Source organism: Xanthomonas sp. SHU 166 (assembly GCF_000364685.1).
In the GTDB taxonomy this organism is placed as follows: domain Bacteria; phylum Pseudomonadota; class Gammaproteobacteria; order Xanthomonadales; family Xanthomonadaceae; genus Xanthomonas_A; species Xanthomonas_A sontii.
In genome coordinates this window covers 1-21862 of sequence record NZ_AQOJ01000775.1, presented here as the reverse complement: position 1 = coordinate 21862, position 21862 = coordinate 1, and the positions used below count along the sequence as shown (strand labels likewise).

General features: G+C 68.8%; 14 protein-coding genes. 5 read left to right on the top strand and 9 right to left on the bottom strand.

Going from position 1 to position 21862, the window contains the following annotated elements; genetic code table 11:
- Positions 1-106: 106 nt before the first annotated feature.
- Complete coding sequence (locus D180_RS18025; RefSeq protein WP_017908730.1) at positions 107-1651, bottom strand: BCCT family transporter; 1545 nt, start codon at positions 1649-1651, stop codon at positions 107-109.
- A gap of 168 nt (positions 1652-1819) precedes the next feature.
- On the opposite strand from D180_RS18025, the gene betI reads away from it, so the two are divergent.
- The 5 genes from betI (at position 1820) to D180_RS18000 (ending at position 8630) form a co-directional block, all read left to right on the top strand.
- Positions 1820-2410 carry a transcriptional regulator BetI gene (betI, locus tag D180_RS18020; protein WP_017913893.1) on the top strand — a complete coding sequence of 197 codons (591 nt, stop codon included), beginning with the start codon at positions 1820-1822 and terminating at the stop codon, positions 2408-2410.
- Between the two features lie 39 nt (positions 2411-2449).
- Positions 2450-3922 carry a betaine-aldehyde dehydrogenase gene (gene betB, locus D180_RS18015; RefSeq protein WP_017913892.1) on the top strand — a complete coding sequence of 491 codons (1473 nt, stop codon included), beginning with the start codon at positions 2450-2452 and terminating at the stop codon, positions 3920-3922.
- 90 nt (positions 3923-4012) lie between these two features.
- Positions 4013-5695: a choline dehydrogenase gene (gene betA / locus D180_RS18010; RefSeq protein WP_017908733.1), complete on the top strand. Its 1683-nt coding sequence runs from the start codon at positions 4013-4015 to the stop codon at positions 5693-5695.
- Between the two features lie 230 nt (positions 5696-5925).
- Positions 5926-7611 carry a long-chain fatty acid--CoA ligase gene (locus D180_RS18005; RefSeq protein WP_017908734.1) on the top strand — a complete coding sequence of 562 codons (1686 nt, stop codon included), beginning with the start codon at positions 5926-5928 and terminating at the stop codon, positions 7609-7611.
- Between the two features lie 149 nt (positions 7612-7760).
- A complete protein-coding gene (locus D180_RS18000; protein WP_017908735.1) occupies positions 7761-8630 on the top strand; it encodes a crotonase/enoyl-CoA hydratase family protein in 870 nt (289 codons plus the stop codon).
- A gap of 65 nt (positions 8631-8695) precedes the next feature.
- Here the strand turns inward: D180_RS18000 and D180_RS17995 are convergent, their stop codons facing one another.
- From D180_RS17995 to D180_RS17960, 8 genes are all read right to left on the bottom strand, one after another.
- Positions 8696-10873 carry an ATP-binding protein gene (locus tag D180_RS17995; protein ID WP_017913891.1) on the bottom strand — a complete coding sequence of 726 codons (2178 nt, stop codon included), beginning with the start codon at positions 10871-10873 and terminating at the stop codon, positions 8696-8698.
- A 1-nt stretch (position 10874) separates the two neighbouring features.
- The gene (locus tag D180_RS17990; protein WP_043086876.1) at positions 10875-12011 is read right to left on the bottom strand and encodes a two-component system response regulator; all 1137 of its coding nucleotides are present in this window, start codon (positions 12009-12011) and stop codon (positions 10875-10877) included.
- 147 nt (positions 12012-12158) lie between these two features.
- Positions 12159-13676, bottom strand: coding sequence for a lysine--tRNA ligase (gene lysS / locus D180_RS17985; protein WP_017913889.1), 1518 nt, complete (start codon positions 13674-13676; stop codon positions 12159-12161).
- A gap of 94 nt (positions 13677-13770) precedes the next feature.
- A protein-coding gene (gene prfB, locus D180_RS17980; RefSeq protein ID WP_100224025.1) for a peptide chain release factor 2 occupies positions 13771-14896 on the bottom strand; the annotation gives its coding sequence in 2 pieces (ribosomal slippage) (positions 13771-14820 and positions 14822-14896; 1125 coding nt in all).
- Positions 14897-14964: 68 nt separating this feature from the next.
- Positions 14965-15861 carry a LytTR family DNA-binding domain-containing protein gene (locus D180_RS17975; protein WP_043091297.1) on the bottom strand — a complete coding sequence of 299 codons (897 nt, stop codon included), beginning with the start codon at positions 15859-15861 and terminating at the stop codon, positions 14965-14967.
- A 50-nt stretch (positions 15862-15911) separates the two neighbouring features.
- The gene (locus D180_RS17970; protein WP_232760573.1) at positions 15912-18833 is read right to left on the bottom strand and encodes a VIT domain-containing protein; all 2922 of its coding nucleotides are present in this window, start codon (positions 18831-18833) and stop codon (positions 15912-15914) included.
- Positions 18834-19284: 451 nt separating this feature from the next.
- A complete protein-coding gene (gene recJ / locus D180_RS17965) occupies positions 19285-21018 on the bottom strand; it encodes a single-stranded-DNA-specific exonuclease RecJ (protein ID WP_017913886.1) in 1734 nt (577 codons plus the stop codon).
- Positions 21015-21862: hypothetical protein (locus tag D180_RS17960; RefSeq protein WP_017913885.1), on the bottom strand; the 848-nt coding region annotated here is incomplete at its 5' end. The genes D180_RS17960 and recJ, both read right to left, overlap by 4 nt.

The window sequence follows — 21862 nt, the reverse complement described above, 5'->3', positions numbered from 1 at the left end:
CTGCTGCAGTACGTGCTGCGTCAGTTGGCTGCGCGCCGATCCGCCCGCGGGTGTCCGACAGCGGAAGCCCGGCCCCCGCGACTGCGCGGGGGCGCTGCGCGGTGGCTCAGGGCGCGTCCTCGTCGCTGCGCAAGGCGCGCAGCAAGCCGATCATGTACAGCACCAGGATGAACGAGAACGGCAGGCCGCACAGCACCACCGCGGTCTGCATCGCGGTGAAGTTGCCGGCCAGCAGCAGTCCGATGCTGGCCACCGTGATGCCCGCCGCCCAGAACACGCGCAGCCAGATCGGCGCATCGTGCTCGTCCTCCGTGCCGCCCTCGACCCGACGCGTACACAGGTTGGCGATCATCAAGGTGCCCGAATCCACCGGGGTCAGGAACAGCACGAAGCCGATCACCACCGCGGCGCCGGCCACGTACGGCGCGGCGGGCAGATATTCCAGCAGCTTGAACAGGGTCATCGCCGCATCGTGCTGCGCCACCTGGCCCAGAACCGCCTGGCCATGGTTGAGCACCAGATCGATCGCGGTGTTGCCGAAGATCGACAACCACGCCAGGGTGAAACCCAGCGGGATCAGCAACACCCCCAGAATCACCTCGCGAATGGTGCGGCCGCGCGAGATCCGGGCGACGAACAGCCCCACGAACGGCGCCCAGGCGATCCACCACGCCCAATAGAACAGCGTCCACGAGCCGAGCCAGGTGCGCCCGTTGCGATCGTTGAGATACATCTCGAAGCTCTTGCGCACGAACGCGGCCAGATAGTCGCCGGTGTTCTGCACCAGGCCGTCCAGCAGGTGCAGGGTCGGCCCGGTGCACAGCACGAACAGCAGCAGCACGCACAGCAGGCGCACATTGAGGTTGGACAGCCAGGCGATGCCCTTCTCCACCCCGGCGACCACGCCCAGCGTCGCCACCGCCATCATCGCCAGCACGATCAGCACCAGCACCTGCGGGGTATTGGGCAGGCCGAACAGGTAGACCAGGCCCGATTGCAGCACCAGCGCGCCGATGCCCAGGTTGGTGACCATGGAGATCAGCGTGGCCAGGATGCCGAAGCCATCCACCATGTCGCCGATGCGGCCATGCACGCGGTCGCCGAAGACCGGCTGCAATGCCGAGCGCAACGCCAGCGGCAGGTTGCGGCGATAGGCGAAATACCCCAGCGCCACGCCCACCAGCGCGTACAGCGCCCAGCCGTGCAGCCCCCAGTGCAGAAAGGTCAGCACCAGCGCCTCGCGCGCGGCCGCCGCGGTGCCGCCGGGCTGTCCGGGCGGGCTCAGGAAATGATCCAGCGGCTCGTAGGCGCCGTAGTACAGCAGCGCGATGCCGATACCGGCGGAAAACAGCATCGACACCCAGGCCACGTAGCCGAACGCCGGCACTTCGTCATTGCGGCCCAGGCGGATGCGCCCGTACGGCGAGGCCGCCAGCCACAGCACGAACCCCAGGCACGCCACGATCAACACCATGTACCACCAGCCGAAACCGGCCGACACCCCGGCCTGCGCCCATTGCAGCCAGTGTTCGCTGGCTTCGGGGAAGAGCACGGTGAGCAGCCCGAGCACGCCGATGGACAGCGATGCGCTGAAGAACACGAAGCGATTCAGGCGCAGGGCCGAGCGCTTGGGAGGAGCCTGGAAAGACATGCAGTTGTCTCATCGGTCCGGATGGGCGCATGGGCAAGGCCGGACCGGAAACCGGGCCCATGGCGTGGGGGGCGGGTGCATCGTATGGTTTATTGATTGAACGTTCAATCAATAAAAAGCATAATGGCCGCCAGCCGATCCCGTGGGATCGAAGACCGTGGAGCCGCGATGCCCAAGAAAGGCGTGGAACCGATCCGCCGCGAGCAGCTGATCCGTGCCACTTTCCAGACCATCGACGAGATCGGCATGGCCGATGCGACCGTCGCCACCATCGCCAGGAAGGCCGGGCTTTCCAGCGGCATCGTCGCCCACTACTTCGGCGACAAGGACGGCCTGCTCAATGCCGCGATGCGGCAGATCCTGCGCGATCTGCGCGCCGCGGTGTCGCGCTGCCGCGGCGCGTCCGAGGACACCCCGCGTGCGCAACTGCGCGCCATCGTCGATGGCAATTTCGACGACAGCCAGGTCAACGGCGCGGCCATGCGCGTCTGGCTGACCTTCTGGGCCGCGAGCATGCACCAGCCGGAACTGGCGCGGCTGCAGCGGGCCAACGATCAGCGCCTGTTCTCCAACCTGTGCCATCAGTTCAACCGGGCGCTGCCGCGGGCGCAGGCGCGCCAGTCCGCGCGCGGGCTGGCCGCGATGATCGACGGCCTGTGGTTGCGCGGCAGCCTGGTCGGCGCCGCCTTCGATACCGGCAAGGCGCAGCGCATCGCCTACGAATACATCGACTTCCAACTGCGGGCCGACACGCCCTGACGCGCGCCTGCCGCGCCCACCGCCTTTCCAGGAGCCCCCATGACCGCCCTTCCCGTCCAACAGCTCTACATCCACGGTCGCCTGGTCGATGCCAGCAGCGGCAGGACCTTCCAGACCGTCAATCCGGCCAACGGCCAGGTCCTGGCCGAGGTGCAGATCGCCAGCCAGGCCGACGTCGAGCGCGCCGTGCAGAGCGCGGCCGCAGGCCAGAAGGTCTGGGCCGCGATGACCGCGATGGAGCGCTCGCGCATCCTGCGCCGCGCCGTGGATCTGCTGCGCGCGCGCAACGACGCCCTGGCCCGGCTGGAAACCCTGGACACCGGCAAGGCGCTGAGCGAGACCACCAGCGTGGACATCGTCACCGGCGCCGACGTCCTGGAGTACTACGCCGGCCTGGCCACCGCGATCGAAGGCATCCAGTTGCCGCTGCGCGCATCGAGCTTCTTCTACACCCGCCGCGAGCCGCTGGGCGTGGTCGCCGGCATCGGTGCCTGGAACTATCCGATCCAGATCGCCCTGTGGAAATCGGCCCCGGCGCTGGCCGCGGGCAACGCGATGGTGTTCAAGCCGTCCGAAGTCACCCCGCTGAGCGTGCTGGAGCTGGCCAAGCTCTACACCGAGGCCGGCGTGCCGGACGGCGTGTTCAACGTGGTGCAGGGCCCGGGCCGCGAGATCGGCAACTGGCTGACCGAGCATCCGGCGATCGAGAAGATCTCCTTCACCGGCGGCGTGGCCACCGGCAAGAAGGTGATGGCCGCCGCGGCCGCCTCCTCGCTGAAGGAAGTGACCATGGAACTGGGCGGCAAGTCGCCGTTGCTGATCTGCGACGACGCCGACCTGGACCGCGCCGCCGACATCGCGGTGATGGCCAACTTCTTCAGCTCCGGCCAGGTCTGCACCAACGGCACCCGCGTGTTCGTGCCGCGCCGCATGCTGGCCGCGTTCGAGGCGGCGCTGGTCGAGCGCGTGCAGCGCATCCGCATCGGCGACCCGATGGCGGCCGCCACCAACTTCGGCCCGCTGACCAGCTTTGCGCACATGGAGAATGTGCTGCGCTACATCGACAGCGGCAAGGCCGAAGGCGCGCGCCTGCTGATCGGCGGCGGCCGCGCCAGCGCAGGCGCGCTGGCCGACGGTGCCTACGTGCTGCCGACCGTGTTCTCCGACTGCCGCGACGACATGCGCATCGTCAGGGAAGAGATCTTCGGGCCGGTGATGAGCCTGCTCGCCTACGACGACGAGGAAGAGGCGATCCGCCGCGCCAACGCCACCAGCTTCGGCCTGGCCGCCGGCGTGGTCAGCAAGGACATCAGCCGCGCCCACCGCATCATCCACCGCCTGGAAGCCGGCATCTGCTGGATCAACACCTGGGGCGAATCGCCGGCCGAAATGCCGGTCGGCGGCTACAAGGAATCGGGCGTCGGCCGCGAGAACGGCCTCTCGACCCTGGCCCACTACACCCGCGTCAAGTCGGTGCAGGTCGAACTGGGCGACTACGCCAGCGTGTTCTGAGCCGCGCCCCCCTCGTCCGGCCGACGCGCCGATCCGACCTTCCGCCGGGACGCCTGCGCGCAGCGCGCCCCGGCCTGCTGGAGAACCGTCATGAAGACTGCCCAAGCGTACGACTACATCATCATCGGCGCCGGCTCGGCCGGCAACGTGCTGGCCACGCGGCTGACCGAGGATGCCGATGTCAGCGTGCTGTTGCTGGAAGCCGGCGGCCCCGACTACCGCCTCGACTTCCGCACCCAGATGCCGGCCGCGCTGGCCTTCCCGCTGCAGGGCCGGCGCTACAACTGGGCGTACAAGACCGACCCGGAGCCGTTCATGAACCACCGCCGCATGGACTGCGGCCGCGGCAAGGGCCTGGGCGGCTCCTCGTTGATCAACGGCATGTGCTACATCCGCGGCAACGCGATGGACTACGACAACTGGGCCGGCATGCCGGGCCTGGAAGACTGGACCTACCTGGACTGCCTGCCCTATTTCCGCAAGGCCGAAACCCGCGACATCGGTGCCAACGACTACCACGGCGGCGACGGTCCGCTGCGCGTGACCACGCCCAAGTCCGGCAACAACCCCCTGTTCGCGGCGATGATCGAAGCCGGCGTGCAGGCCGGCTACCCGCGCACCGACGACCTCAACGGCTACCAGCAGGAAGGCTTCGGCCCGATGGACCGCACGGTGACGCCGCACGGGCGCCGCTCCAGCACCGCACGCGGCTACCTGGATCTGGCCAGATCGCGGCCGAACCTGACCATCGTCACCCACGCGCTGACCGACCGCATCCTGTTCTCCGGCAAACGCGCCATCGGCGTGCAGTGGCTGCGCAACGACGTGCTGCAGCGCGCCACCGCCCGCCGCGAAGTGCTGCTGTGCGGCGGCGCCATCGCCTCGCCGCAGATCCTGCAGCGCTCCGGCGTCGGCCCGGCCGACCTGTTGCGCGGGCTGGACATCGAGCTGGTCCACCACCTGCCCGGCGTCGGCGCCAACCTGCAGGATCACCTGGAAATGTACCTGCAGTACGAATGCAGGCAGCCGGTGTCGCTGGCACCGGCGCTGAAGCTGTACAACCAGCCGGCGATCGGTGCGCAATGGCTGTTCCTGGGCACCGGCATCGGCGCCAGCAATCAGTTCGAGGCCGGCGGCTTCATCCGCAGCCACGAGGACTTCGCCTGGCCGAACCTGCAGTACCACTTCCTGCCGGTGGCGATCAATTACAACGGCTCCAACCCGATCAAGACGCACAGCTTCCAGATGCACGTGGGGTCGATGCGCTCGCCCAGCCGCGGCCGCATCCACATCGTCTCCAAGGACCCGCGTCAGCATCCGAGCATCCTGTTCAACTACATGTCGCACGAACAGGACTGGCGCGAGTTCCGCGCCGCGGTGCGGATCACCCGCGAGATCTTCGCGCAGCCGGCGCTGGCGGCGTACAGCGGCCGCGAGATCTCGCCGGGGAGCGAACTGCGCAGCGACGCGCAGATCGACGCGTTCGTGCGCGAACACGCAGAGACCGCCTACCACCCGTCGTGCTCGAACAAGATGGGCCACGCCGACGATCCGATGGCGGTGGTGGACGGCCAGGGACGCGTGCACGGCCTCGAAGGCCTGCGCATCGTCGATGCCTCGATCATGCCGCAGGTGGTGACCGGCAATCTCAACGCGCCGACGATCATGATCGCCGAGAAGCTGGCCGACCGCATCCGCGGCCGCCAGGCGCTGCCACGCAGCACCGCGCCGTACTACGTCGCCGATGGCGCACCGGTGCGCCGCACGCGCTGAGCCGGACCTAACCCGCGGTGGCGCTGCCGCCGGGCTGCGCGTGGCAGCATTGCTCGGGCCGGCACCGCCCACGCGCGCGCGCCAGTGGTGGCCGCGCGCCGCCGACGCGGCGCCGCAGCCTGCGGCCCTGCCCTGTTCGCCTTTGCCCTACGGAACGGTATGCTGCCGTTGCCGGTTCTAGCGGATACTGTCCGTACAGAGCCCAACAATACGTTTCCTGGAGGGGGAATATGAGTCTGGATCGTCCGTGGTTGCAGAGTTATCCGGCCGGCGTTGGCGCCGACATCAACGTCGACGAGTACCGCTCCGTCGCCGCGGTGTTCGAAAGCTCCGTGGCCAAGTTCGGAGACCGCCCCGCCTACTGCAACTTCGGCAAGACCCTGACCTACCGCGAGGCCGGCGAACTGGCCCGGCAATTCGCCGGCTACCTGCTGGGCGAACTGCAGCTCAAGAAAGGCGACCGCGTCGCCCTGATGATGCCCAACTGCCTGCAGTACCCCATCGCCACCTTCGGCGTGCTGCTGGCCGGCATGACCGTGGTCAACGTCAATCCGCTGTACACCCCGCGCGAACTGCGCCACCAGCTGATCGACTCCGGCGCCAGCGCCCTGGTGGTGATCGACAACTTCGGTACCACCGTGCAGGAAGTGCTCGCCGATACCCCGGTCAAACAGGTCATCACCACCGGCCTGGGCGACATGCTGGGCTTCCCCAAGGGCCCGCTGGTCAACTTCGTGCTGAAGTACGTCAAGAAGCTGGTGCCGGACTACGACATCCCCAACGCGATCCGCTTCCGCGACGCGCTGACCCTGGGCCGCCTGCACACGCTGCCTCAGATCGACATCGAACCGGACGACATCGCCTTCCTGCAGTACACCGGCGGCACCACCGGCGTGGCCAAGGGCGCGATGCTGACCCACCGCAACCTGGTCGCCAACATGCTGCAGGCCGGCGCCTGGATCTCGGCGACCGGCAAGCTGGAGGAAGGCAAGGAAGTCATCATCACCGCGCTGCCGCTGTACCACATCTTCGCGCTGACCGCGAACGGGCTGGTCTTCATGAAGCTCGGCGGGCTCAACCACCTGATCAGCAATCCGCGCGACATGCCGGGCTTCGTCAAGGAGCTGCAGAAGACCCGCTTCACCGCCTTCACCGGCGTCAACACCCTGTTCAACGGCCTGCTCAACACCCCCGGCTTCGACAAGGTGGATTTCTCCTCGCTGAAATTCACCCTCGGCGGCGGCATGGCGGTGCAACGCGCGGTGGCCGAGCGCTGGAAGCAGGTCACCGGGGTCACCCTGGTCGAAGCCTACGGCCTCACCGAGACCTCGCCGGCGGCCTGCATCAACCCGCTGACCCTGACCGAATACAACGGCGCGATCGGCCTGCCGATCCCGTCCACCGACGCCTGCGTCAAGGACGACCAGGGCCAGGTCCTCGCCCATGGCGAGGTCGGCGAGCTGTGCATCCGCGGGCCGCAGGTGATGAAGGGCTATTGGCGCCGTCCGGAGGAAACCGCCAGCGCCATCGACGCCGACGGCTGGCTGCACACCGGCGACATGGCGCGGATGGATCCGCAGGGCTTCTTCTACATCGTGGATCGCAAGAAGGACATGATCCTGGTGTCCGGCTTCAACGTGTATCCGAACGAGGTCGAGGACGTCATCGCGATGATGCCCGGTGTGCTGGAAGTGGCCGCGGTCGGCGTGCCGGACGAAAAATCCGGCGAGGCGGTCAAGGTGGTGATCGTGAAGAAGGACCCCAACCTGACCGCCGACGAGGTGAAGGCGCACGCCCGCGCCAACCTCACCGGCTACAAGCATCCGCGCATCGTCGAGTTCCGCAAGGAGTTGCCCAAGACCAACGTGGGCAAGATCCTGCGGCGCGAACTGCGCGACGCGCCGCCGCCGCAATAAGCAGGTCCGACGGGCACCCACGCGGCGCCCGTGCAGGCGCTGGCGGGGCGAGTTCCGGCCGCGGCACCCGGGTGTAGCATCCGCCGGGTGGAAACGCACTCGCCCGCTGCGCCACGCCATCTCCGCGGGCGTCTTTCCGAGAGCCCGCCATGAGCACGATCGACACGCTGCCCCGTACCCGCGCCTACTCCAGCATCCGCATCGATGCGGACGGCGACGACGATAGCCATTGGCTGTACATGCATGCGAATCCGCAACTCGGAACGCGTCCCTGCTTCCATAGCCAGATGCTAGATGACGTCCTTGCAGCGCTGGAGGTCATGACGACGCGATCGCAGGCGCCCAGGAAGAGCGCGCTGCAGCATCTGGTCATCGCCTCGGACGCCAATGTCTTCAACCTCGGCGGCGATCTCGCGCTTTTTTCCGACCTCATCCGCCGCAAGGACCGTGCGCAACTGCTCGACTACGCCTATCGCTGCGTCAGCGGCGTCCACCAACTGCATCGCGGCCTGTCGGGCGATGTGCGCACCATCGCTCTGCTGCAGGGCGATACGCTGGGCGGGGGGCTTGAGATGGCGTTGGCCTGCCACACCATCGTTGCGGAGGAAGGCGTCACCATGGGCTTGCCCGAGGCGATTTTCGGGCTGATTCCCGGCATGGGCGCTTATTCGTTCCTGTGCAAGCGGGTCGCTCCGCATGTCGCCGAACGGATCATTCTGAGCGCCGACCTCTACAGCAGCGAGCAGATGCACGCGATGGGCATCGTCGATGTGCTGGTCCCGCGGAATCAGGGCATCGACCGCGTGAAGCAACTCATCCACGACCAGCGCCGCAACCCGCAGTCGTACCTGGCGATGAACGCCGTGCGCAATCTGGCGCAACCCGTGACGCTGCAGGAACTGCAGGCGATCACCGACATCTGGGTCGACTCCGCGTTGGCGTTGGACGAGAAATCGCTGCGCACGATGGATCGGCTGGTACGCGCGCAGACCCGGCGTGCGCGGGACGTCGCAGCCTAGGGCAAGACGTCAGCGGTCTGCGATCAGTGGTCGGCCCGGTGCCATGCCCGGGCCCTACTGCGGGGTCAGCGCAGCTCGTTCTCTTCGGAACTGGCGCTGCGGCGCGCGCGCGCCTCGAGTACTTCTCTGCCCTCGGTCAGACTGGCATTGAGTGCCATCAATCGGGAGCGCCATTCGCTGCGCATCTGCCATTCCGCCATCTGCATCAGTTCGCCACCGAGGCTGGCCAACCGGATCAGGCCCAGATTGCTCGCCACGCCCTTGATCGCGTGGGCATGTTCGCGCAGGCGTTCCCAATGCTCCGCGTCACCTGCGATCTGCATGCCGCCCAGACAGCCTTCGGCGTCGTTGAGGCACTGCGAAATGAACTCGCGCTCGAATCCCTCGCCCATGCCCAGCCCGGCCAGTTCGTCGAGCACAGAGGAATCCAGCACCCCTTCGGCGGTGGCACTCAACTGCCTGACCTGAGCCTCGCCCGAACCGCGCAGACGTCCTTCCACCGCGATGTCGGCCAGGGTATCCAGCAAACGGCTGGCCACCACCGGCTTGGCCAGGAACGTGTGCGCACCGGCCTGCTCGCAACGCTGGATCGCATCGGGCGTGACATCCGCGCTGAGCACGACCACAGGCGTTCGCGGGCCGCCAGCCTGCATGATCCGCAACTGCTTCAGCATGTCCAATCCGCTCATGCCCGGCATGTGCAGATCGACGATGACCCCGTCGAACTCGCTCTCCGCCAAGGCGTCCAGCACCGATTCGGCCCCTTCGACGCAGATCGGACGGTGACCGGCCTTCTGCAGCAGTCGCTGCAGCACCATGCGATTGGCGGCATGATCGTCGGCCACCAGAATGCGCATGCTGCGGATGCGTGCACGGTGGCGCAGGAAGGGATCGGAAAAGGCGATGACGTTCCCGGGCTGACCGTTTTCCTCGGGATGTTCGGCGGCAGCCGCTTCCGTTTCCGGCGCTTCCTCGACGCTGCTCGCGGCGATCTCGAAAGGCAGATCGAACCAGAACCGGCTGCCGCGCGGCAGGTTCTCCTGATAGCCGATACTGCCGCCCATCGATTCCACCAGGCCTTTGGCGATCGTGGTCCCTAGCCCGGTGCCCTCGTAGCGCCGGGCCAGCCCCACATCCGCCTGCTCGAACGCATCGAACAACCGCGATCGCATCGATTCCGGCACCCCGATACCGGTATCGACAATATCGAAACTCAGCCACGTCCGCTCCGCGTCGCTGCGCAGCAGCTTGACCCGCACGTCGACGCGACCGGAATCGGTGAACTTGATCGCATTCCCGGCCAGATTCAGCAGCACCTGGCGCAGGTGACCCGCGTCGCCCAGCAGATGGTTCGGTACTTCGGCAGCGATGTCGACGAAATAGCCGATCGCCTTGGCCCGCGCCTGCGGCTGCAGGATCAGCCCGATCTGCTCCGCGGTCTCGCGCAGCGAGAAGGCGCTCTTGTCGACGCGGACCTTTCCGGCCTCGATGGCGGAGATGTCCAGCACCTCTTCGACCAGCGAGAGCAGGCTCTTGGCAGAGGCCTGGATGGTGCTGACGCACTCGCGCTGCTCGGCATCGAGCCTGGTTGTCGACAGCACCTCGGTCATGCCCGAGAGGCCATTGAGCGGCGTGCGGAACTCGTGGCTCATGTTGGCCAGAAAGCGGCTCTTCGCCTCGTTGGCGCGCTGCGCTTCCTTGGTCGCCTGGGTCAATTGCCGCAGCAGCCCAGACAGATAGAGCGGCACCGCCAGCAGGCCGACGACCAGACCGATCCCCAGCCCAAGGTTGTTGCGCCAGTAGGGTGTCACCAGCACGGTGGTGCCGAAGCTGGTCACCCCCATGGCCACCGCCAGATACAGATACCGGTTGCCGTAGCGCAAACCGTTGCCGACCGTCACCCACAGCACCACGACGTACATCCAGGCCAGCGGCTCGCCCATGCCGATCATGGCCGCGGCGATCAGGCCGTAGTCGGCGATCATGCCGATGATCCGTCGCGTGTCGCAACGCTCCGGCCGCCACAGCAGCCAGGCCAGCACGCCCAGCGACAGCACCAGACCGGACGACACCACGGCGACCACGTTCAAATACTCGCGCATCGGCAAGGTCGCGCGCGGACCCGGCAGCAACACGTAGCTCAGGATGATGGAGATCAGGACGATCCGCACCAGGGCCTGCGCATGCTCGGTATCCTTGCGCTCCGCGAACCGTTGCCGCACCCACGTGATCGCCGAGGTCATGTCAGACTCCTGGTCGCGCCGAGGCGGTGGAGAATTTCTCGCAGATCACCTGCAGCTGCTCGCGGCCGCGGAACAGCGCGTCCACGCAGCGCGGGTCGAACAGGCGGCCGCGCTGGGCGTAGAGATAGGCCAGCGTCGCATCCATGGTCCAGGCTTCCTTGTAGGGGCGCGGCGAGATCAGCGCGTCGAACACGTCGGCGACCGCCACGATCCGCGCTTCCAGCGGAATCGCCTCGCCGACCAGGCCGTCCGGGTAGCCGCTGCCGTCGTAGCGCTCATGGTGGCGCAGGGCGATCAGCGCGCCGACCTGAATGAAACGGTTCTGGCTGCCGCTGAGCAGTTCGTAGCCGATGCGCGGGTGCATGCGCATCACCGCCATCTCGTCCTCGTTGAGCTTGCCCGGCTTGAGCAGCACCGCGTCGGGAATGGCGATCTTGCCCATGTCGTGCAGGCTCGCGGCCATCTCGATGACCCGCACCTCGTCCTCGGACAGGCCCAGTTGCTCGGCGATCAGCCCGGCCACGTGCGCCATGCGTTCCAGGTAGGCGCTGGTGCCGACGTCGCGGTACTCGATGGCCCGCGCCAGCCGCGACAGGGTCTCGCGCTCGCGTTCCTCGACCTCGCGCATGCTGGCCAGCAGGCGCTGCTCCAGCGACATCGCGCGCTGCTTGATGTTCTCGCTCTGCAGCCGCAGCTGCAGCAGGTTGTGGCAACGCGCGCGCAGCTCGCGCGGGCGGATCGGCTTGACCAGGAAGTCGATCACCCCCGCTTCCAGCGCCGCCTGGCGGATCGGCTCGTCGCCGACCACGGTGATCAGGATGATCGGGATGTCGCGGTGCTTGGGCAGCCGGCGCAGGCGCCGCGCGAACTCCAGCCCGTCCATGCCCGGCATGCGGTAGTCGAGCAGCAACAGGTCGACCTTGCCGGCCTCGCACCAGGCCAGCGCGGCCTGCGAGTCGCCGAAGTCGCGCACGGTCAGTTCCGGGGCGATGTCCTCGATGACATGCCGCAGCATCGTCCGCGCGGAGGTCTGATCGTCGACGATGACGATGTTCAAACGATTGTCGCTTCCGTCCGCCCAGTGGAGACGGTCCCCGTTCGAGGACGCGCCGGAGAGGCTCATGCTGGCATCATGCATCTGCAATCCTCCGCCCGTCGCATCTGCGCGGGCTGCTGAGACGACAACGGGAACGCGCCGACGCTGACTCACCCCGGCCCGTCCACCTCACTTCCTTTTGCGTGCAACGCCTGGTGCAAGAACCGCGCCACCTCGTCCGCGGCTAGATTAAGCCTCCGGACGCATGTACGGAAACAGCAGCACGTCACGGATCGAGCTGCTGCCGGTGAGCAACATTACCAGTCGGTCGATGCCGATGCCCAGGCCGCCGGTCGGCGGCAGCCCGACTTCCAGCGCCCGGATGTAGTCGGCGTCGAAGTGCATGGCCTCGTCGTCGCCCTCGTCCTTCGCCGCCACCTGTGCCTGGAACCGCGCCGCCTGGTCCTCCGGGTCGTTGAGCTCGGAGAAGCCGTTGGCGATTTCCTTGCCGTTGATGAACAGCTCGAAGCGGTCGGTATAGCCCGGCTCGGTGTCGCTGGAACGGGCCAGCGGCGACACCTCGACCGGGTGGTCGGTGATGAAGGTCGGCTGGATCAGGGTGTGCTCGACCGTGGCCTCGAAGATCTCCAGCAGCAGCTTGCCCCAGCCGTAGGACGGCTTGGTGCGGATCTTCAGCCGCTCGCAATGGCGCAGCAGGGCCTCGCGGTCGGTGCAGTCGGCGGCGCTGATCTCCGGGTTGTGGTGGCGCACCGCCTCGTCCATGCGCCAGCGGCGGAACGCCGGCGCCAGGTCGATGTCGGCGCCGTCCCAGTGGACCTGGGTGGTGCCCAGCACCTCGCGGGCGACGTCGCGGATGACGTTCTCGGTCAGGTCCATCACCTCGTGGTACGTGGCGTAGGCCTCGTACAGCTCCATCATGGTGAATTCCGGATTGTGCCGGGTACTGACGCCTTCGTTGCGGAAATTGCGGTTGATTTCGTAGACCCGTTCCAGGCCGCCGACCACCAGGCGCTTCAGGTACAGCTCCGGGGCCACCCGCAGGTACAGGTCCAGGTCCAGGGCGTTGTGGTGGGTGGTGAACGGCTTGGCCGTGGCACCGCCGGGGATGTAATGCATCATCGGCGTCTCCACTTCCAGGAAGCGGCGCGCGTCCAGCCAGGCGCGCATGGCGCGGATGATCTTGGAGCGCTTGACGAACACCTCGCGCGCCTCCGGCGACACGATCAGGTCGACGTAGCGCTGGCGGTAGCGCTGCTCCACGTCCGACAGGCCATGCCACTTGTCCGGCAGCGGCCGCAGCGCCTTGGTCAGCAGCCGCAGGCCAGTGGCCTTGACCGACAGCTCGCCGGTCTTGGTGCGGGTCAGCCCGCCTTCCACGCCGATGATGTCGCCGATGTCCCAGCCCTTGAAGGCGTCGTAGGCCTCGCCCAGGGCGTTGGCCTGCAGGAACAGCTGGATGCGCCCGGACTCGTCCTGCAGTTGCACGAAGCTGGCCTTGCCCATCACCCGCTTGGCCAGCAGGCGCCCGGCCAGGCGCAGGCTGCGGCCCTGGGCCTCCAGCGCCTCGGCGGTCCAGCGCTCGGTGTCGGCGAACTCGGCCTGCAGATCGCCGGCGAAGTCGCTGCGGCGGAAATCGTTCGGATAGGCCACGCCCTGCGCGCGCAGCGCGGCGAGTTTGGCGCGCCGTTCGGCGATGAGGCTGTTCTCGTCGACGGGAAGGGACGGCGCGGGGGTCTGCTCGGTCATGGGATGGGGGATGCGTGAGGAAGGGAAAGAATGCACCAGCCGGCGGGCCGTGTGCCGCCGCACGGCCTCCGTCGCCAGGACGGAGGCCGCCGGTTCAGGCGTCGCTGCGTTTCGCGCCGGCTTCCAGGCCGGACTTGAGGCTGGCCTCGACGAACTCGTCCAGGTCGCCGTCGAGCACCTTCTGGGTGTCCGAGCGCTCCACGCCGGTGCGCAGGTCCTTGATCCGGCTCTGGTCGAGCACGTAGTTGCGGATCTGGCTGCCCCAGCCGATGTCGGACTTGGTCGCCTCCACCGCATCGCGTTCGGCGTTGCGCTTCTGGATCTCCAGCTCGTACAGCTTGGCGGCGAGCATCTTCATCGCGTTGTCGCGGTTCTGGTGCTGGCTGCGCCCGGTCTGGCAGGCCACCACAATGCCGGTGGGCACGTGGGTGATACGCACCGCCGACTCGGTCTTGTTGACGTGCTGGCCGCCCGCGCCGGAGGACCGGTACACGTCGGTCTTCAGATCGGCCGGGTTGATGTCGATGTCGATGTTGTCGTCCACTTCCGGCGACACGAACACCGAGGTGAAGCTGGTATGGCGGCGGTTGTCCGAGTCGAACGGCGACTTGCGCACCAGTCGGTGCACGCCGGTCTCGGTCTTCAGCCAGCCGTAGGCGAAGTCGCCTTCCACGCGCAGCGTGGCGGACTTGATGCCGGCCACTTCGCCGCCGGAGACTTCCATCAGCTCGGTCTTCCAGCCGCGCGACTCGCACCAGCGCAGGTACATGCGCAGCAGGATCTCGGCCCAGTCCTGGGCCTCGGTGCCGCCGGCGCCGGCCTGGATGTCGACGAAGGCGTTGCTGGCGTCCATCTGCCCGGAGAACATGCGCTGGAACTCCAGCTTCTCCACCTGTGCCTGGAAGCGGTCGACGTCGGCCAGCACCGCCTGCGCGGTGGCCTCGTCGTTCTCGCTCTCGGCCAGTTCCAGGAATTCCAGCGATTCGTTCAGGCCATCGAGCACGCTGGCGATGCCGCCGACGGTCTTCTCCAGGCTGGCACGTTCGCGGCCCAGGCCCTGGGCGCGCTCGGGGTCGTTCCAGACGTCGGGGCTTTCCAGCTCCCGGGTGACTTCCTCTAGACGCTCCTTCTTGGCGTCGTAGTCAAAGAAACCCCCGTAGCGACAGCACCCGATCGGACAGATCGGCGATGCGGTGGCGAATCGGATTGAGTTCGATCATTGCGGCGTTTCCGGCAGACAAGAGCGCGATTCTAGCAATTCCGGCCGCCGCGCCACAGCGCCGCCGGACTACTCGATGGTCGCCGCCTCGCCCTCCCCGGCCGCCACACGCAGTGCGGCGCGGTAGCGGCGGCTGCACGGCACCTGGCTGCCGTCGCGCAGATGCACCCGCGCCTCGCCCGCCTCCAGCGGCTCGATCGAGACCACGCTGGCCAGGTTGACGATGTAGCTGCGGTGGATGCGCACGAACCGCGCCGGGTCCAGCCGCGCCTCGATCGCGGCCATGGTGCTGCGCAGCGGGTAGTCGTGGCCGCGCACGCGCAGGTTGACGTAGTTGCCGGCGGCCTGCAGCCACTCGATGTCGGCCGCGGCGACCAGGAAATCGCGGCCCAGCTTGCGCACCAGGAAGCGCTCCGGCCGTTCCAGCGAGCCCACCGGCGGGCCGGCGTCGGGCGCGCCGAGCAGCGCCGCCTCGCCCTGCCAGCGCCGCAACAGGAACCGGTACATCTCCACGCACAGCGCGATCGAGGCCAGGCTGCGCACGTCCTTGAGGTACTCGTAGGCCAGGCCCTGCGGCCACGACCCGAAGTCGTACTGCTGGCCCTGCAGGCGGTAGACCAGGCTGCGCAGGGCGACCATTCCCACCACGTGCAGCACCGACAGCGCCACGCTGCCCAGCAGGTAGCCCGGCAGCCGGCGCCGCCAGGTGTCCCAGTGCAGCGGGTAGCGTCGGGTCAGCAGCACCACTAACGGCACGATCAGCAGGAACATCAGTTGGCTGGACCACTCCCACACCACCGGCTCCCATGCGGCGAAATGCAGCCCGGTGTTGCGGATGTCGATCAGCACCGTGACGCTGTTGGCGATGGCGTTGATCAGGGTGAGCGCGACCCAGAAGCCGATCTCGAAACTGCGGCGCCAGGGCTGGAAACGGGAATAGGCGCTGGCGCCGGACGGATCGGACATGGTCGAAGTGTAGCGCGCCGGCATGACCGCGCCGGCGCGCCATGGGCGGATCAGCGCACGTCGAACTCGCCGACCAGCACCGTCTCCTTGCGCTCGGTCAGGCGCAGCGTCACCTGCTGGTCGCGCTGCGCGGCCGTACCCCAGCCCGTGCTCAGTTGCAGATGCAAGGTGGTGGCACCGGTGACCAGCGGCTGGCGCTCGCCGAAGAAGTTCGCCTCCACCTTGTACTTGCCGGGTTTGGCGGTGCGCAGCGAGAACTCCTCCGGCCCGTAGCCGCCGGTGAAGTCCGGCGACAGCTGGCCGCCCTGGTAGGTCGCGCGGTTTCCGTAAAAGCAGCGCTCGCCATTGGGGTCGGTCACCCACAGGTCCATGTCGCTGTTGTCGCTGTCCCAGTTCAGCACCACGCGCAGGTCCAGCGGCAGGTTGCGCAGCAGCCGTGGGTCGACGAAGCCGGTGTCCAGGGGCCGCGGCGCCCGCGCCACGATCGCGTTCAGTTCGTTGAGCGCGATCATGCTCACCCCGTCGAAGCGCGTGTCCCAGTCGCGCACCACCACCTCATACAGCTGTGCGATCGCCGCCTGCGCGTCGCCGCGCGCGGCATAGGCCAGGCCCAGGTCGCGGAAACTCTGCGGCTCCTCTTCGCCCAGCCGCAGCACCTGCTCGAACACCGGCACCGCCAGGTCGGCGCGACCGGCCTGCAGCAGCCGGTAGCCGAGCACGCGCAGCACGTGGCGATTTTCCAGTTGCAGCTCGGCCAGGTTGGAGAGCACCCGCAGGGCCAGGTCGCGCTGGCCGCGCTCGAACAGCACATCGGCCACGTCCAGGTAGAACGCCACGCTGTCGGCGTGCGCCGCGCGTTCGCTCAGGTACAGCGGATACACCGCGTCCGCCGTGGCCGCCCGCAGGCGCCGCGCATAAGGCGAATCCGGCTGCCAGGGCTGCACGGCCAGGGAGATCGTGGCCGGAGCCGCCACACGCTTGCGCGCAGTCGCCGACGCGGCCGCGTCGCTGGGCGCGCCGGACGAACCGCCGACGATGTCCAGTTCCAGCGGCGCGAGTGCAGGCGCGGCAGCGGGCATCGGCGCAGGCGCTGCGAGGGCCATGGACCGTTGCGGGCCCGACGGGGCCTGCATGCGCTGGTCGGCAGTGTCAGCGGCGGCGATCGCCACTGGCGGCGCGTCCTTGGGAAAGCGCCGCTGCCACCAGGCGACACGCTGCGCGAACGCTTCGGCGATCGCGTCGATGCGTCGCTTGCGCGTGTCGTCCTGCAGCTTCTGCTGCCGCACCTGCGCACCCGCCACCGCCGCACGCAGCGCCGGGGGCGCCGGGATGCCATAGCGGGCATAGTCGTCGGCATTCTCCAGCACCAGCAACGAGGTGTCGGCGCTGACCAGCCCGAAACGCGTCGCCAGCGCCTGGCGGCGCGCGGCCGATCCCTGCGGATCGGCGGACAGGTTGCGCAGCATGGCCCGCGCCCAGGCGCCCGGCACCAGGTCGCCTGGAACTTCCTCCGCCTCGCGCAACGGCAAACTCATGCGTCGGGTGCTGGCGGCGGTGGCGATCTCCAGGTGCAGCGTCGCATCGGCGCCGAGCAGGCGCCCGGCGATGCGCAGGTAGCCATCGTCGGCGTCGCGCGAATCGGCGACCAGATCGGCGACCTGGCTACCGTCCAGCGCGACCAGTTCGCCGCCACGTCGCAACAGCCGCTCGCTGGCCAGTTGCACGCCCGGCAGGCCCTGCAATGCGATCGCGCGTCCGCCGCGCGCTTCCGCGATCGCCGCCAGGCGCGCGGCATCGGCGTGCACGCCCGCCGAGTCGATCGCATACAGGCGCTGCCCCGGCGCCAGCGTCGGCATGGTCTGCGCGCCGTAGTTGCCCAGGCCATCGCTGAACAACAGATACTCCTGCACCTGCGCCACCGGTTGCCAGGCGCCCAGCGCACTGGCGCCGTCGGGCTGCTCGGCCTGCAACGCCGCCTTCAGGGCGCTCCAGTCGCCGTTGCGCACCTGGAACCTGCGCGGCGCCGCGGCACGGTCGCGCAGCACGATCAGATCGACCTGGGCGGTGCCGACCGCGGCGAAATAGCGCTGCAGCAAGGCCAGTTCGGCCGGAATGTCGCGCTGCCTTGCCGAACCGGACGCATCCCAGAGCAAGCCGATGCGTTGCGGCAGCGGGCGCGGGCCATGCAGGTCGGCGATCGGCACCAGCGCCTGGAAGTAGCGCTGGCCATCGTGGAGACCGGTCGCCACGCGCGGCGTGGCGCTTGCGCGCAGCGACAGCAGCAGCTCCGACGGCAACTGCGCCGGGCTGCCGGACCAGGACGCGGCGTAGCCACCGTCCGCCGTCGGCAGCAGCCGCATGCCGGACGTCGTCGCGCGTTCATCAGGCGCGGCCTGGGTACTCAGCACGACCTGCAGCGACCGCGCGCCGACCGCATACGCCAGCGGCAAGCGCCATTGCCAGCCGGCGGCGGTACGCTGTAGCGATTCGCGATAGACCAGGCGCACATGGCGGCTGCCATGCGCCGGCAGCGGGTAGACGCGCAGCCGGAACTGGTTGCCGGCGGTCTGCTCGAGCAGGCCCGGATCCACGCCGCGCCGCTCGACCGCTTCGAACACCTGGCGCCCGCGCGCCTTGGGCACCGGCACCGCGTCGCGCATCTGCCCGTCGACATCCAGGGCGAAACCGCTGAGCTGCTGCCCCTGGCGCAGCGGGAACGTCAGTTGCCCTTCCAGCACGCGCGCGTTGGGATTGAAGAACTCCAGCTCCACCGTGGTTTCGGCTAGGCCAGCGGCTGCATGCGCACGCACGGTCGCCGAGCGCAGTTCGACCGGACGTTCGCCGGCGTCGGTGTGCAGCAACGGCGCGACCAATTGCCGCTGCGGCGCGGACTGCACCCCGACCGGGACCGTGGCGAGTAACGACAACGAAAGCAACAACACGCACACGTTGCTGCGCATGGTGGACGGCATGGAACGCTCCTTGCTGGGACGGTATGGCTTGAACGTCCGCCGTGACGCGATGGGGTTGCGTGTGTGCGTCCAGACTCAGGCGACGCGCAAGCCCCTCTCCCATCGGGAGAGGGGTTGGGGTGAGGGTGCGGCGCAAGGCGCGGCGCTTTGGCGATGCGAGGCTGCGTCCGTACCCTCATCCGCTCCTGCGGGCCACCTTCTCCCGGTGGGAGAAGGAACAGCGAAGTCCCTTTCCCATCGGGAGAGGGGTTGGGGTGAGGGTGCGGCGCAAGGCGCGATGCAACAGACGGCGCGAGGCTGCGCCCTACCCTCATCCGGCCCTGCGGGCCACCTTCCCCCAAGAAGGGGGCCATGGTCCCGGCGGGAGAAGGGAAAGCAAAGCCCCTCTCCCACCGGGAGAGGGGTTGGGGTGAGGGTCCGGCACCACGCGCAGCGTCAGACCGCCAACTGCTCAGCCATCCAACGGCAGACAGTGCTCCACCACCAGTTGCACCGCATCGCCGCCGCGGTAGTCGTCGGCGACCAGCCGATAGGCGATGTGCACGCGGCGGCCCGGTTCGCGACCGTGCCAGCCGTTGAAATGGATCGCGTTCAAGGGTTCGGCACGGCCGGGGCAACGCAGGCTCAGCTTGACGTGGCGCTCCTTCAGCAAGCGCCACTGCACTACTTCGAATTCGCCATCGAACAGCGGCTCCGGAAAGCCCTGCCCCCATGGCCCGCCCTGGCGCAGCGCCTCGGCATGGCGGTGGTCGAGTTCGTGCGGTTCCAGCACGCCGTCGCTGAGCAGTTCGGCCTGCAGCAGTTCCGCGTCCAGGCTGGCCAGCGCATGCGCGCGGAACACCTCTTCGAATTCGGCCAGCGCGTCCTGCGGCAGGCTCAGGCCCGCGGCCATGGCATGGCCGCCGAACTTCTCCATCAGGCCCGGCCGCTGCGCCTCCACCGCCGCCATCGCGTCGCGGATGTGGAAGCCGGGAATCGAACGCGCCGAACCGCGCAACTGGGTGCTGCCCGGCTCGGCCGGGGCGAAGGCGATCACCGGCCGATGCAGGCGGTCCTTCATCTTCGAGGCGACCAGGCCGATCACACCGGGATGCCACTGCGCATCGAACAGGCATACCGCCACCGGCGGCTGCTCGGGCGCGGCCAGCAGCGCCTGCGCCACCACCGCCTCGGCCTCGTCGGTCATCTGCTGCTGCACGGCGCGGCGCTCGGCGTTGATCTCCTCCAGCGTCGCAGCGATCGTGCGCGCCTGTTGCGGGTCCTCGCACAGCAACAACTCGATGCCCAGGGCCATGTCCTCGAGGCGGCCGGCGGCGTTGAGCCGCGGCGCAAGGGCGAAGCCGATGTCGCTGGCGCTGAGCCGCGCCGGGTCGCGGCCGCTGGCTTCGATCAAGGCGCGCAGACCGAGGCAACCTTCGCCACGCTGCAACCGGCGCAAACCGGCCGAGACCAGCGCGCGGTTGTTGGGATCCAGCGGCACCAGGTCGGCGACGGTGCCGACCGCGACCAGGTCCAGCAGCACACTCAGGTCCGGCGGTGCCGCCGCGAACGCGCCGCGCACGCGCAGGTGCCGGCGCAAGGCCAGCAGCACGTAGAAGATCACGCCGACGCCGGCCAGCATCTTGCTCGGGAACGCGTCGCCGGCCAGGTTCGGGTCGACGATGGCGTCGGCCGGCGGCAAGGCCGGACCCGGCAGGTGGTGGTCAGTGACCAGCACCTGCCAGCCCAGCGCCTTGGCCGCGACGACGCCGGCATGGCAGGCGATGCCGTGGTCCACCGTCACCAGCAGGTCCGGCTGCAACGGCGCCAGTTCCGCGACCAGCGCCGGCGACAGCCCGTAGCCATGGACCATGCGGTTGGGCACCGCGTGCAGCACCTGCGCGGCGCCGAGCAGGCGCAGCCCGCGCACCGCCACTGCGCAGGCGGTGGCGCCGTCGCAGTCGAAATCGCCGACCACCAGGATGCGCTTACCCGCGGCGATGGCTTCGGCCAGCAATTCCACTGCGGCGTCGATGCCGCTCAGCGCATCCGGCGGCAGCAACTGCGCCAGCTTGGGCTGCGCAAGGCCGCTGTCGTGGGCGCCGCGCGCGGCATAGATGCGCCGCAGCAGTGGCAAGGTGGCCTCATGCCACGGGCCGGCCGCGGCCGCCGCGGGCCGCCGCACGATGCGCGCGCTGGAACTCATGCGTCCAGGCGCGACAGCGGTCGCCGCCACAGGCGCCAGCGTTGCGCGGGAGCGATGCGGAAACAGGTGCCGTCCTCGAAATCCAGCTGCAGCTGCTGCAACTCGCCATCGCGCAACGCCTGCAGCAGCGGCTGCACCACCTCGCCGACGAACTGCTCGGGCGCGCGCAACTGGCGCAGGTCGACCAGCGCATCGACCCGCGGCGCCTGCGCATCGGCGACGCCGGCGGCCTGGGCGAGCGCGCGCAACAGCGGATCGCGGCTGCGCACCTGCGCATGCGCAGTGCCGACGGTGGCCGGCAGGCGGCCGCCGCCCCAGAACCACAGCGAATTGATCGCCGGCTGGCCGCGGGCGACGCGTTCGCGGTTCCAGGGATGCTGGTGCAGCACGATCTGCACTTCGGTCAGCAGGGCACGCCAGCGGCGCGCGTCCTCGCCCTGCGGCAGATGATCGAACAGGTCCGCCCCGAGTACCTGCGCCGGTGCCGCGAACACGGGCAGCACGCTGTCGGCCGGCAGGCGCAGGTACCAGCGGGTCGGATCGGGCGCGTCCAGGGTCAGCCCGCTCTCGGCGAACACGCCCTGCACCGCCGGCAACAGCGCGTCCAGGTCCACCGCGTCGAGCGGCAGCATGTCGCCATGCGCCATCAGCCGCGCGCCCTGCATGTCCGGCACCACATAGGCGGGATCGGCGCGCAGCCACAGGCCGTCGCCGGCATCGCCGGCGTCCAGTTGGCGGGTCAGCGCCGCGGCCGGCAGCGATGCTTCCGCCAGCACGAAATGGCGGCGCAACTGCGCCTCGCCGCCGGGCGCGGCCTGCGTGCGGTCGGCCCGGCCGAACGCGC